This window comes from Halorientalis sp. IM1011 (assembly GCF_001989615.1).
GTDB lineage: Archaea > Halobacteriota > Halobacteria > Halobacteriales > Haloarculaceae > Halorientalis.
In genome coordinates this window covers 2973471-2986436 of sequence record NZ_CP019067.1, presented here as the reverse complement: position 1 = coordinate 2986436, position 12966 = coordinate 2973471, and the positions used below count along the sequence as shown (strand labels likewise).

The 12966-nt window shown below is 67.2% G+C and carries 11 protein-coding genes and 1 tRNA gene; 8 read left to right on the top strand and 4 right to left on the bottom strand.

Annotated features, from left to right (window positions below; translation table 11 throughout):
* The first annotated feature begins 8 nt into the window (after positions 1–8).
* Together BV210_RS15480 and BV210_RS15475 are read left to right on the top strand one after the other, a co-directional pair.
* Positions 9–1838 carry an FAD-binding protein gene (locus tag BV210_RS15480; RefSeq protein ID WP_077207517.1) on the top strand — a complete coding sequence of 610 codons (1830 nt, stop codon included), beginning with the start codon at positions 9–11 and terminating at the stop codon, positions 1836–1838.
* Positions 1839–2198: 360 nt separating this feature from the next.
* Positions 2199–3764, top strand: coding sequence for a BGTF surface domain-containing protein (locus tag BV210_RS15475; protein WP_077207516.1), 1566 nt, complete (start codon positions 2199–2201; stop codon positions 3762–3764).
* Positions 3765–3766: 2 nt separating this feature from the next.
* On the opposite strand, the gene BV210_RS15470 is transcribed toward BV210_RS15475, so the two are convergent.
* Entirely contained in the window at positions 3767–4447 is a 681-nt protein-coding gene (locus BV210_RS15470) for an SOS response-associated peptidase (protein WP_077207515.1), read from the bottom strand.
* 75 nt (positions 4448–4522) lie between these two features.
* Here BV210_RS15470 and BV210_RS15465 point away from each other — a divergent pair, with 75 nt between their 5' ends.
* From BV210_RS15465 to BV210_RS15440, 6 genes are all read left to right on the top strand, one after another.
* Positions 4523–5809: a 5'-deoxyadenosine deaminase gene (locus tag BV210_RS15465; RefSeq protein WP_077207514.1), complete on the top strand. Its 1287-nt coding sequence runs from the start codon at positions 4523–4525 to the stop codon at positions 5807–5809.
* A 66-nt stretch (positions 5810–5875) separates the two neighbouring features.
* Positions 5876–5981, top strand: a tRNA-OTHER gene (locus tag BV210_RS15460).
* Between the two features lie 289 nt (positions 5982–6270).
* Positions 6271–7098: a manganese catalase family protein gene (locus tag BV210_RS15455; RefSeq protein WP_077207513.1), complete on the top strand. Its 828-nt coding sequence runs from the start codon at positions 6271–6273 to the stop codon at positions 7096–7098.
* 75 nt (positions 7099–7173) lie between these two features.
* Positions 7174–8355, top strand: a complete 1182-nt coding sequence (glmU, locus tag BV210_RS15450) for a bifunctional sugar-1-phosphate nucleotidylyltransferase/acetyltransferase (RefSeq protein ID WP_077207512.1) — start codon at positions 7174–7176, stop codon at positions 8353–8355.
* 224 nt (positions 8356–8579) lie between these two features.
* On the top strand, positions 8580–9431 hold the full coding sequence (locus BV210_RS15445) for an SDR family oxidoreductase (protein ID WP_077207511.1): 852 nt from the start codon (positions 8580–8582) through the stop codon (positions 9429–9431).
* Between the two features lie 87 nt (positions 9432–9518).
* Positions 9519–9707 carry a hypothetical protein gene (locus tag BV210_RS15440; protein WP_077207510.1) on the top strand — a complete coding sequence of 63 codons (189 nt, stop codon included), beginning with the start codon at positions 9519–9521 and terminating at the stop codon, positions 9705–9707.
* Positions 9708–9799: 92 nt separating this feature from the next.
* Here BV210_RS15440 and BV210_RS15435 read toward each other — a convergent pair whose 3' ends face one another.
* From BV210_RS15435 to BV210_RS15425, 3 genes are all read right to left on the bottom strand, one after another.
* Positions 9800–11086, bottom strand: a complete 1287-nt coding sequence (locus BV210_RS15435; protein ID WP_077207509.1) for a D-arabinono-1,4-lactone oxidase — start codon at positions 11084–11086, stop codon at positions 9800–9802.
* Positions 11087–11140: 54 nt separating this feature from the next.
* The gene (locus tag BV210_RS15430) at positions 11141–12322 is read right to left on the bottom strand and encodes an amino acid deaminase/aldolase (protein ID WP_077207508.1); all 1182 of its coding nucleotides are present in this window, start codon (positions 12320–12322) and stop codon (positions 11141–11143) included.
* A gap of 111 nt (positions 12323–12433) precedes the next feature.
* Positions 12434–12868, bottom strand: coding sequence for a cyclic nucleotide-binding/CBS domain-containing protein (locus BV210_RS15425; RefSeq protein ID WP_077207507.1), 435 nt, complete (start codon positions 12866–12868; stop codon positions 12434–12436).
* Between the last annotated feature and the right edge of the window lie 98 nt (positions 12869–12966).

Here is a 12966-nt window from a genome sequence, read left to right as displayed (position 1 = left end):
CAACACCCATGCACGAACACGACGTTCTTGTCATCGGCGGCGGCGGAGCCGGGTTGCGTGCGGCCATCGCGGCCCACGAGGAAGGCGCCGACGTGGCCATCGTGACGAAGCTCCACCCCGTCCGGAGTCACACCGGCGCGGCGGAGGGCGGTATCAACGCAGCACTGCGCGACGCCGACTCCTGGGAAGACCACGCCTACGACACGATGAAGGGCTCGGACTTCCTGGGCGACGCCCCGGCGATCGAGACGTTCGCGAAGAACGCCCCAGAGGAGGTCATCAACCTCGAACACTGGGGGATGCCCTTCTCCCGCGAGGACGACGGCCGCGTCTCCCAGCGACCCTTCGGCGGCCTCTCGTTCCCGCGGACCACCTACGCCGGTGCCGAGACTGGCCACCACATGCTCCACACGATGTACGAGCAGGTGGTCAAGCGAGGCATCGAGGTCTACGACGAGTGGTACGTCACCCGACTCGCCGTCACCGACCACGACGACCCCGAGGATCGGGTCTGTCACGGCTGTGTCGCCTACGACATCAAGACCGGTGAGCTCGCCGGCTTCCAGGCGTCAGGCGGCGTGATCCTCGCCACCGGCGGCCTGGGGCAGGCCTTCGACCACACCACCAACGCGGTGGCCAACACCGGCGACGGCCCCGCGATGGCCTACCGCGCCGGCGTCCCGGTCGAGGACATGGAGATGATCCAGTTCCACCCGACCACGCTCCCCTCGACTGGCGTCCTGATCTCCGAGGGTGTCCGTGGCGAAGGTGGCATCCTCTACAACGACGAGGGCGAGCGCCTGATGTTCGAGTACGGCTACGCGAACAACGAAGGCGAACTCGCCTCCCGCGACGTGGTCGCCCGCGCGGAACTCACCGAAGTCAACGAGGGCCGCGGCATCGACGACGAGTACGTCCACCTCGACATGCGCCACCTCGGCGAGGAACGCATCCTCGACCGACTGGAGAACATCCTCCACCTCGCGGAGGACTTCGAGGGCGTCGACGGCCTCGAAGAGCCGATGCCGGTCAAGCCCGGCCAGCACTACGCCATGGGCGGTATCGAGGTCGACGAGAACGGGGAGACCTGCATCGACGGCCTCTACGCTGCCGGCGAGTGTGCCTGCGTCAGCATGCACGGCGCGAACCGCCTCGGCGGCAACGCCCTGCCCGAACTGCTGGTCTTCGGCGGCCGTGCCGGTGCCCACGCCGGCGGCCGCGATCTGGGCGAGGCCCAGATTCCGACCGGCCAGTCCGCGAAGAGCGAGGACGAAGACGTCGACACGCCCGTCGCGCCCGGTGCCATCGACACCGGTGACGAGGACGTCGCCGCCGACGGCGCGCTGGTCGACCCCGACGAGGTCGTCGACCACCACGTCGACGTCGAGGAGCAGCGCGTCGAATCGCTGCTCGAGAAAGACGACGGCGTCAACCACGCCGAGGTCCGGGCCGACGTGCAGGAGACGATGACCCAGAACGTCAACGTGTTCCGCGAGGAGAGCAACCTCAAGGAGGCGCTGGAGGACCTCCGCGTCGCCCGCGAACGCTACCAGGACGTCTACGTCCGTGACCCCTCGCGCACGTTCAACACCGACCTGATCCACACCATCGAGACGCGCAACATCATCGACGTGGCCGAGGCCATCACGCTCGGTGCCCTCGCCCGCGAGGAGTTCCGCGGCGCTCACTGGCGCGCCGAACACCAGGAGCGCAAGGACGAGGACTGGATCAAACACACCATGCTCGCCTGGAACGACGGCAACCCCGACCTCTACTACAAGCCCGTCATCCTCGAGGGCGAGGACAAGACCTACGAGCCGAAGGAACGCTCCTACTAGACCACCTTTTTCTGCGTCGGGTTGCGCGCCGAAGGCGCGCAACCGCTCCTTGAAAAACGTGGGCGAAAAAGTCCTCGACGCTCGGCTTCGTCGCCGGTGCTACGCACCGGCTGCCCGAGGGACCGAAGGTCCCTCGACGCCTCGCGTCGAGCGAACCGCCGCGCCGGAGGCGCGGCGGATGCTTGTCTGCAAACCCGTTACTGCAAACGAACCGCTTCGTCAAACTCAGTTCACAGGCTAGCCGCTCGTCGCATTCTGTGATCCCGGTCGTGGTAAGTGAGTGACTTCCAGCGGGTAACCGTCGCGTGGCCAACGGAACCCGACGCGTAACAATGAGCGGGGAGGCGGTAGTCCGACCGCATGCGATCGTCGGGATTCTCCACCGCAACGTCGAGCACAGCGACGGGGGTCGTCCTCGGAATCGTCCTGCTGGTCACGATCACCGCCGTCCCGGCGGCAGGTGCGTCCGTACAGACGGGACAACACGCCGACGACGTCGAACCGGCCGACGAGAAAGAGACAGTCGACGATGAGGAGCGTCGGATCGTGGTTCCGGCGAGCGCCACGGCGCAGGATGATAGCCACGGCGGGTCGGTCGGCGATATCGTCGACATCGACCTGAGCGTGCCCGACGGTTCCTCGGGACGTCTCTACCTCGGATCCGAGGAGAAGGCGTACCTGACGAGCGTCGAATTCTCGGACGACGGAGACGGCGAGGTGACGCTCTCGCTCAACACATTCCTCGCTGGCGGGCACCTCGGTGCCGAAGACCGCGCGTGGTCGGCCGACAGCGGAACGATTACGAACGTCACGCGCCACACCGACCCGCTCACCGACCCGCTGGAGCCAGCCGTCTACGACGTGAACGTGACCGTCGGCGGTTCCGAGCGAGCCGTCACTCCCCTCCCGCTCCGTCCGGCGTCGGTCGACGGCGCGACACTCGCCGTGGCCCCGGCCGAGGAGTTCGGTGACGAACCGGGCGACCTCACGGCGACCCGGACCGAACGAGTCGCGAACGGCGACACGCTGCTCGCGAACGTCACCGCGACCGGCGTGTTCGGGATGCTGGCGGCCCAGCCCGGCGAGTCGGCGACCGCCCGATTCCGCTCGCTGGTGACCGGCGAGAACGCCTCGCTGGAGATCCGTCCCGACACCGTGGACGCCGATATCGCACTCGATCGGAGCTTCGAGAACGACGCCTTCGACGTCTACGTCGATCCCGACGCGGCGACGCTGTCCATCGTGATGGACACGGGCGCGCTCCGGTACGACGGTGACGCGAGCGGAATCGAGGACGACGAGCGCTACACTCTCGTCTTCTGGATCGAAGAAGAAAGCGAGCTCGTCGTGGACGAGAGCACAGTCGGGGCCGGGTTCGAGGTTCGCGAGCGGACCGCGACGTTCGAGACGGGGGAGAATGGGACCGTCCAGGTGGCTGCAGAGCCCGACGCACGGCTCTCGGGAACCACCCCATTGGCTCCGGGAACGGAGATCGAGGTCGAGGCCCGGGCCGCAGGGGCCTTCCTCCGGCGGAACGAGACGCGAGTCGGAGAGAACGGGACGTTCGACGCGAGTCTCAATCTCTCGGCCGTCGAACCAGGGACCGAATTCACCGCGAGTGTCGACGGCCTGGACGTGGAGACCCCCGGCATCGTGACCAACTGGATCGATCGCGACGCCGCGCCCGACCGGGGTACAGCGACCGATCAGGTGGGTGAAACCGGAACGACGGAACCGGGACCGAACGACGGGAACGTGCTCCCGGCGGCGGCCGCGGACACGGCAGCCCCTCCGACCGATTCGACGCCGGCCAACCACTCCGGGACCACGACCGACGAGTCGGGGGCTGGGTTCGGTGCGGTGGCCGTGCTCCTGGCCGTCGTGAGCGTCGTTTCGCTCGCGCTGGCCCGACGGCGGACCGCGTGAGGTCAGTCCGCGAACTCGTCCAGCCCTGACTGCTCGCTCTCGTCGGGTTCGATGACCGACGGGGAGTCGTTGCTGGGGTCGTTGACCGCCGTGGAGATGGGATAGGCGTCGAGGTCCTCGTCCGGATAGGGCCGGCAGAGGGCCTCGCGCTCGACCGGATCGGCCGTCAGCCAGGTCTCCTCCTCGTCGCGGGGGAGAATCACGGGCATCCGGTGGTGGATCGGCTCGACCACGTCGTTCGGTTCGGTCGTGAGGACGGTCACGGTGTCCAGCGTTCCGGTATCGGTCTCGCGGCGCTCCCAGAGGCCGGCCATGGCGAAGGCCACGTCACCCTCACGGTGGAACCGGTAGGGCTGTTTCGGGCCGCGCTCGGCCGGCTTCCAGTCGTAGAATCCCGAGGAGAGGACGAGACAGGGGCGGGATTCCCAGGCGTCCCGGAAGGCCGGTTTCTCGTCGGCGGTCTCGGCGCGGGCGTTGACGAACCCCTCGTCCTCGGCGTCGGCCCACTCCGGCAGGAGGCCCCAGCGAACGCGGTCGATCCGGTCGGGGGCCTCGTTCGTGACGACCTCGACGGGTTCGGTGGGCGCGACGTTGTACCGCGGCCGGTACTCCTCGGGGACGGTCGCGTCGAACCGCTCGCGGAGGTCGGCCGCCGGCGCGAACAGGGAGGTGCGGCCACACATGGACACCGATAGAGCGGGTGGACGGTTGGATCTGTCGGGAGCTTTTTGCCGGTCGGCCGTCGACGTGGTGGCGGCATGTTACTCGCGGGGACGGTCGTGGCCGACGACGAGACGGTGATCGAGGACGGTGCGGTCGTCGTCGACGGCGACCGGATCGAGGCCGTCGGATCGGCCGACGACCTCCGGGAGCGCTATCCCGACCACGAACGCCTCGAGTACGACGTCCTCGCGCCGGGACTGGTTGGCGGCCACGTTCACTCCGTCCAGTCGCTCGGGCGCGGGATCGCTGACGACACCGAACTGCTAGAGTGGCTCACCGAACACGTCCTGCCGATGGAGGCGGCGCTGGATGGGGAAGGCATGCGCCTCGCGGCCGAGGTGGGGTATCTGGAAGCCATCGAATCCGGGACGACGACCGTGATCGACCACCTCTCGGTCCACCACGCCGAGCAGGCATTCGAGGCGGCGGGCGACCTCGGGATCCGCGCCCGAATGGGGAAGGTGCTGATGAACCGGGACTCCCCGCCGGGACTAGTCGAGTCCGCCGCCGACGCGCTGGCCGAGAGCGAGCGACTGATCGAACGGTATCACGACACTCACGGTGGGCGGGTCCAGTACGCCGTCACGCCGCGGTTCGCGATCAGTTGCACCGAGGAGTGCCTGCGCGGGGCGCGGGAGTTGGCCGACGCGTACGACGGCGTCCGGCTTCACACCCACGCCAGCGAGAATCGCGGCGAGATCGAACGGATCGAGCGCGAGACCGGTATGCGCAACGTCGAGTGGCTCCACGAGGTCGGGCTGACCGGCGACGACGTGGTGCTCGCCCACTGCGTCTGGACCGACGAGCGCGAACGGGAGATTCTGGCCGAAACGGGGACTCACGTCACGCATTGCCCGTCTGCGAACATGAAACTCGCCTCTGGTGTCGCGCCGGTCGCGGACTACCTCGACCGCGGGATCACCGTCGCGCTGGGCAACGACGGCCCGCCCTGCAACAACACGCTCGACCCTTTCACGGAGATGCGCCAGGCCAGCCTTCTGGGGAAGGTCGACGCGCTAGATCCCACGACACTTCCCGCCCGGACCGTGTTCGAGATGGCGACCGAACACGGCGCGCAGGCTGCCGGGTTCGACCGCGTCGGCCGCCTTCGCGAGGGCTGGAGAGCCGACGTGATCGGGCTGCGGACGGATCGGATGCGGTCGGTGCCGATCCACGACGTCTACTCCCATCTGGTCTTCTCGGCTCACGGTGACGACGTGGCGTTCACGATGGTCGACGGGGCGGTGCTGTACGAGGACGGCAACCACGTCGGTGTCGACGCCGCGGACGTCCGCCGGCGGGCCCGGGCGTACGAGTGGTGACCGAGGCGGTCGATTTCGGGGGCACCGTAGGGTTCATACCGATCGGAATCTAAATGTTTGGCGTCTGGAAGGGTGGCTCAGTGGTAGAGCGCCGATGGTTGGACATGCCAGAAATCCGGCTATCGGTATAACCCGCAATGGGCTTCGCGTGGTTCAAATCCCGCCCCTTCCGCTTCAGCCGAATTTCCCCGCGAGGCGTGCCAACGCCGAGCGGTTCGTTCGGGTGAAGTGGGACACGGGATTTGAACCCTGGAAGTCACAGCCCGCGCAGGGCCGAAGGCCCGAGCAGGAATGTCTTCCTCTGGTCCAAATCCTGCCCCTTCTCCGACAATTCGTCCGACGAGCCATGCCAACGCCGAGCGGGCCCTCCGACAGTGAGCGGTCGGAATTCGAATCGTGTCAGTCTCGAACCGACGCGCAAGAACGGTTTTTCGCGTCATCGTGGACTAGCCGCTGGAACCGTGTTTTACCACGACGACAGACTCCAGTACGAGGTCGAGGTAGAGGACCCGGATCCGGTGTTCGGGAAGATGCTCCAGCAGGCGATCGGCGGCGTCGAGGGGGAGATGCGCGTCGCCATGCAGTACATGTTCCAGGCGTGGTCGGTCCCGGACGAACACGAGGAGTATCGCGAGGTGCTGCTGGACACGGCCGCCGAGGAACTGGGCCACATCGAGATGCTCGCGACGGCGGTCAAGAAGAACCTTCAGAACGCGCCCGCCGAACTGAACGAGGACATGGAGACGCTGGCCCACATGCAACCGCGACAGCTCCTGAGCGGTGGGATGAACCCGGTGGCCGCCGACTCGAACGGCGTGCCGTTCAACGGCTCGTGGATCGTCGCGAGCGGGAACCTCGCCTCGGACATGTACGCGAACATCATGGCCGAGTCGACCGGCCGGTTGCTGGCGACCCGGCTCTGGAACGCGACCGACGACCCCGGGATGAAAGACATGCTGTCCTATCTGGTCGGCCGCGACACGATGCACCAGAACCAGTGGATCTCGCTTTTGAAGTCGCTGGGCGACCCCGAGAAGGTGCTCGATGTCCACCCCATCCCCGACAGCTTCCCCGACGAGATGGAGAACCAGGAGTTCAACTACGCGTTCATGGGGACCAGTACGGAGCGCAAAGAGGACCCGGGGAAGCCCTGGACCACCGGGGACTCCCCCGACGGCGAGGGCGAGTTCTCCTTCGTGAACGAACTCGACCTCGACGCACCGACGATGAGCGTCCAGAAGCCGAACGCCGAGGTGTTCAACGAGCCCGCACCGCAGGACGAGGACTGACGACCTATCAGAATAGAGTCCCTACGCCGACCAACAGTCGGTAGGGCTTTGTGGGTGTAAGCGGCAGGGCCGGGCATGCAGGCTGTGATCCTCGCCGCGGGAGAGGGGACGCGGATGCGTCCGCTGACGGCGTCGCTGCCGAAACCGATGTTGCCAGTGGCCGACCGGCCGCTCTGCGCCCACACCGCCGACGCGGCGGTGGCGGCCGGCGTCGACGAACTGATCTTCGTCGTCGGCTACGAACAGGCGGTCGTTCGCGAGCACTTCGGCGAGCGCTACCGGGGCGTCCCGGTCTCCTACGCCGTGCAGGACGAACAGCTCGGGACGGCCCACGCCGTGAAAGCCGCCGAGGACCACATCGAGGGCGAGTTCGCGGTGCTGAACGGCGACGACCTCTACGATCCGGGCGCGCTCGCCGATCTGTTCTCCGGCGGTCCAGCGGTCGGCACCTACGCCGTCGAGGACCCCACCCCCTACGGCGTGTTCGACGTACAGGACGGTACGGTCGAGGGTATCGTCGAGAAACCCGAGGAGCCGCCGTCGAACCGGATCAACGTCGGCGCGTACGTCTTCCCGTCGGAGGCACGGGACTGGCTGGACGTGCCGATGAGCGAGCGCGGCGAACACGAGATCACCGACGTGCTGGAGCGGGTTATCTCGGAGTTCGACGTACGGACGGTCGACGTGGACCGCTGGCTCGGCGTCGGCCGCCCGTGGGAACTACTGGAGGCCAACGAGTGGAAACTGGGAGACCTCGAACCCGCGGTCAGGGGCGAGGTGAGCGGGGACGCCGACCTCCGGGGGCCGGTCGTCGTCGAGGAGGGCGCGACGGTCGAACCGGGGGTCGTGATCGAGGGACCGGCGCTGATTCGCAGCGGCGCGGACGTGGGACCGAACGCGTACGTCCGTGGGTCGACGCTGCTCTGTGAAAACGTCCACGTCGGCAACGGCGTCGAGGTCAAAAACAGCGTGATCATGCAGGGGTCGAACGTCCCCCACCTGTCCTACGTCGGCGACAGCGTCCTCGGACGGGACGTGAACTTCGGCGCGGGCACGCAGGTGGCCAACCTCCGGCACGACGATCGACCTGTGGAGTTGACGGTCAAGGGCGACCGCGTCTCGACCGGCCGCCGGAAGTTCGGCGTCGTCGCCGGCGACGAAGCCAAGACCGGTATCAACACGAGCCTAAATCCGGGCGTGACCCTCTCACCCGGGGCGACGAGCGAGCCGGGCGAGAGCGTGACGCGAGATCGGTAGTTCAGGGAACGGTCCCGGTCGCGAGGGCGACGGCGACGGCGGCGACCGCGAAGCTCACGAGCCAGACGACGAGACGTTTGGCGTTGGCGGCGACGGCAGCGGACATACCCGACGGTTCGACGGGCCGGGACTTAATTTCACGGCGTTCGGCTCGATCCACCGCTTCCCGTAGGGACTGCCGTTGCAGGAGTTATTTGAGGTATGCCAGAGTGGACCACTCACGGATGATCGAGACACCCGACCTGAGCGGTCAGACCGCGTTCATCACTGGAACTACCCGCGGCATCGGCAAGACGCTCGCCCTCGAACTCGCCGAGGCAGGCTGTAACATCGTCTCGACGGGCAAGACCGTCGACGACTCCGACAGCGATCTGGAAGGGACGATCCACAAGACGGCCGAGGAGTGCGCCGAGAAGGGCGTCGACACCCACGCGATTCAGCTGAACGTTCGCGACGAGGACGCCGTCGAGGCCGCTGTGGAGGAGGCTATCGACGAGATGGGTGAGATCAACATCGTCATCAACAACGCCAGCGCGATCCAGATGGCTAACGTCGAGCAGATGCCGGCCAATCGCTACGACCTCATGAACGAGGTCAACGTCCGCGGGACCTACCTGATCTCCCGGGCGTTCATCGACCACCTCAAGGAGGTCGAGGAGGACGCCTGGATCCTGACGAACGCCCCGCCGGTCGAGATCGACCGCTCGCCGGGCAAGGCCGCCTACTCGTGGTCGAAGATGGGGATGTCCTTCGTCACGCTCTCACTGGCTCAGGAACTCGGTGGGTACGACATCGGCTGTAACTCCTTCTGGCCGGTGACTGCCATCGATACGCGGGCGACCCGCTACTTCGGCATGGGCACCGAAGACGACTGGCGGACCCCCCAGATCGTCGCCGACACGGTCATGGAGATCCTCTCGCGAGACCCCACGGAGTTCACCGGCGAGGCGGTCTACGACGAGGAACTGCTCTCCGAGGCCGGCGTCACCGACTTCGGCGAGTACAACCTCACCGAGGGCGACCCTGCGCCCCTCTCCGCACAGATGTTCGATCCCGAGTACGAACGAACGATCTGATTCCCGGCCACAGACGGACGGCCGTGAACCTGCGTCGTTCGGTGCCGATATGTGGGATTAAGTACGTCGGTTCCACAGGTACACCCAATGGTCGATCCGACATCGGATATCGGCGAAGACGTATCGGAGGACGACGCGCCCGCCTGTGAGACGTGTGGAGATGTCGTCGTCGACGAACCGGACCACCGCGTCGTCACCTGGATCGAAGACGCACAGGTCCAGTCGGCACATTTCTGTAACGGGTCGTGTCGGACGGACTGGGACGGCGATCGGTAACCGCTATCTCTCGGGGCTGATCTGGTGGGTGTGTTTCCGCATCGGTCCCGCGATCGTATCGGTCGAGTGTGGCGGCTCGGTGACCGGAGCAGTCAGTCCCGGTCGGCGAACAAGCGGTCGAGGTGGTCGTTCTGGAACAGTCGGTCGGGGTCACACTCCTCGCGACACCGCTCGAAGGTCTCCCACTCGGGGTAGAGTCGGGGGACGTCCGTGCCGTCGAGCGAGTGGAGTTTCCCCCAGTGGGGCCGGCCGTCGCGCTCTCGGAAGATCGAGGCGGCGGCGTCGAAGTACCGCTCGTGGGGTTTGCGGTGGTACTTGTGGACCGCGACGAACCCCGAGTCACGGCCATAGGCGGGGCTGAGCGGGATGTCGTCGCCCGCGACGTATCGGACCTCGACAGGGAACGTGACCGGTTCGTCGTGGCGCTCGATCCAGCTTCTGAGTTCCCGTATCGCCGGCGCGACCTCGTCGGCGGGGACGCTCCACTCGCTCTCGGCGAACCGGACCGTCCGGTCGTGGGCGAACAGCTCGTGACTCGGACCGACAGCCCGGTCGGACGAGAACGACCACGCGGCCAACCGAGTCGCGTACGGGGCGGTCGACGGGATGGCGGTGGAAAGTCGACACAACCCCTCCCACGCGAGGTTCTCTACTGTGCTGTCGAAGTCGCCGCCCTCGCCGGTCCGCTCGGCGTCGGTCCGGTTCATCGTCTTGACGAAGGCCGTCTCCGTATGGGGGAACCAGAAGACCTCGAAGTGGCGGTTCTCCGACCGGAGTCGCGCGAGGTCGTCCAGACACTCGTCGAGCGACATCGGTCGCGTCCGGAGTTCGAGATCGTAGGCGGGCACCACGTCGAGCGTGACGGTCGAGAGGACGCCGAGTCCGCCGAGCGAGACCTGGGCGGCCCGGAACAGGTCCGGGCGTTCGTCGGGCGAACACTCGACGACCTCGCCGTCGGCGGTGACGAGTCGGAGGCGGGCGACCTGCGTCGACAGGATGCCCAGATCGCTGCCGGTGCCGTGGGTTCCGGTGCTGATCGCACCCGCGACGGTCTGTCTGTCGATGTCGCCGAGGTTCTCCATCGCCAGCCCGTGCGAGGCGAGTTCGCTCGTGAGTCGGGACAGCGGCGTCCCCGCACGAACGGTCACCTGCCGGGCCGCGTCGTCCACGTCGACGATGCCAGTGTAGTTCTCCAGGGAGATCAGTACGTCCGCGCTGGGCACGACCGGGGAAAAGGAGTGGCCCGACCCGGCCACGCGGATCGTCCCGGACTCGACGTCCGCGATCAGATCTCGCAGTTCGTCTTCGGACGCGGGCGTCGCCCACTGCCGGGGGTGACACGAGGCCGTCCTACCCCAGTTGCGCCACTTACCGCGCATCGTCGCCCTCCGTCCCAGGCCCGTCGCGTTCGGTCGTCGGTACCGCCGTGAGTTTCACACGAAACATCGGCCATCACCTCGGTACGTGGGAGCCGTCTCGACGACCTCGCCGTCGGCGACGAGCGCGAGCGAGTCGAAGTTACGGCACAGTTCGCCGGCCTTGGCGTGGCGCAAGACGACCGGATCGCCCAGCGAGAGGTCACCGTCGTACGTGATCGGCGTCTGGACCTCGCCAGCGCCCTCGGTGTCGGTCAACTCGGCGTCCGAGGGCCGCGCGACCGTCGGCGTCTTGTCCGGGCCTGCGGGCCCGGACGCGACGTAGCCGCCACCGCGGCAGGTGTAGATCCCGTCGGCGGGCTGCCGGACGACCTCGACGGCGTAGGCCGCCGCCGGCGTGTGCTGGAACGCGTCGTAGTGGTCGAACAGCGTCGGCGCGTAGAAGCCCGAGCCGACGGTCACCTCGGTGACCGCCGGGTCCGAAGTCGTATACTCGAGACTGCCGGTCCCGCCGCCGTTGACGAACCGGAGGTCGTGCCCGCGGTCTTCCAGCGCGTCGACGACGGCCCCGCGGCGGTCGGCGATCGCACCCCTGGACCGCCCTTTCAGCAGTCGTACGGCCGCGTTCACCGCCGCGTTGTTCGCTGGGTTCCGGTCCGGCAGGCCGGCGATCTGGCCCTCGTATCCCATCACGCCGTCGAGGCGGACGCCGTCGGTCCGCTCGATCGCGTCGGCTACCGTGAGCGCGTCGTCGGGGGTCCGAACGTCCGAGCGGCGTGTGCCGAAGAACACCCCGAGATGCTCGCTCGACATATCCACGTCGAGACAGAGCGGGACCTCGACGCCGGCGTCGGACGCGACCGCACCCACGCGTTCGACGTGGGCCTCACTGTCCACCATGAGCGTGATCGTCGTCCCGTCTTCGATACCCTCACAGACGGTTCGGAGCTCCGACGGCTGAGAGATCGGATAGGCCACGAGCAGATCCTCGAACCCGTGTTCGGCGAGGTGTGCGGCCTCGTCGCCGTGATAGCACATGACGCCGCGGAACCCGTCGTGGTCGAGGACGTACTCCATGACGGCGCGACATCGGAGCGATTTCGATGCGAGCCGGACCGGGAGCGACTCGGCGCGGGACCGCACGGCCTCGACGTTCCCGTCGAGGGCGTCGCGATCTACGAACGCCAGCGGTAACTCGCGGTCGGCGAACGTCCGTCGATAGTACTCGTACTCTCGCATTCGGGTCCCACCACCCTGTGGATGGATGAGGGGCCGAGCGGTCGGGTGTATAGTTTCGGGGGCACTGCTAGGGTCAGTTAAAATAGGCGGACGGTCGGCGACGCGCGGTGGTTACTCGAACTCGCCGTCGGAAACGTCTTCTTCGGTCTGCCCGGCCATCTCCAGCCGGTGGTGGGGCAGGAAATGCGCCAGGTCGGTCGTCGTGACGATGCCGACGGGCTCGCCGTCCTCGGTGACGGGCAACTTCTTGACGCCGTTGTTACCCATGCGATCACCGGCGTTCTCGACGGTGTCGTCGGGCCGGATGGTCACCACCGGTTCGGACATCAACTGGCCGACCGTGGTGTCCGCCGGGTCCTTCCCCTGACCGATGGACTTGACGACGTCGTACTCGGTGATGATGCCGTCGATCGGGTTCTCGCCGACGACGAGTGAGCCGACGCCCTCCTCCGCGAACACGCGCGCGATCTCCTCGACGGTGGCGTCCGTCCCGACCGTCTTGACCGGCGAGCTCATGATCTCGCTGACTGGCGTATCGTCTGCCATTGCTGTACGTTGGCGGTCGGACGCCGCACTCTTAAGCGTACCTCCGCCGACGGTCGGCGGATGCGACGCCCCGCTCTGAAACCAGCGGACCGCCGTTC

Coding starts and splice junctions, on each gene's coding strand:
- BV210_RS15435 (WP_077207509.1), bottom strand. CDS start 11,086: ATGCGCGGTAAGTGGCGCAACTGGGGTAGGACGGCCTCGTGTCACCCC.
- BV210_RS15465 (WP_077207514.1), top strand. CDS start 4,523: ATGTTACTCGCGGGGACGGTCGTGGCCGACGACGAGACGGTGATCGAG.
- BV210_RS15430 (WP_077207508.1), bottom strand. CDS start 12,322: ATGCGAGAGTACGAGTACTATCGACGGACGTTCGCCGACCGCGAGTTA.
- BV210_RS15440 (WP_077207510.1), top strand. CDS start 9,519: ATGGTCGATCCGACATCGGATATCGGCGAAGACGTATCGGAGGACGAC.
- BV210_RS15425 (WP_077207507.1), bottom strand. CDS start 12,868: ATGGCAGACGATACGCCAGTCAGCGAGATCATGAGCTCGCCGGTCAAG.
- BV210_RS15475 (WP_077207516.1), top strand. CDS start 2,199: ATGCGATCGTCGGGATTCTCCACCGCAACGTCGAGCACAGCGACGGGG.
- BV210_RS15480 (WP_077207517.1), top strand. CDS start 9: ATGCACGAACACGACGTTCTTGTCATCGGCGGCGGCGGAGCCGGGTTG.
- glmU (WP_077207512.1), top strand. CDS start 7,174: ATGCAGGCTGTGATCCTCGCCGCGGGAGAGGGGACGCGGATGCGTCCG.
- BV210_RS15445 (WP_077207511.1), top strand. CDS start 8,580: ATGATCGAGACACCCGACCTGAGCGGTCAGACCGCGTTCATCACTGGA.
- BV210_RS15470 (WP_077207515.1), bottom strand. CDS start 4,447: ATGTGTGGCCGCACCTCCCTGTTCGCGCCGGCGGCCGACCTCCGCGAG.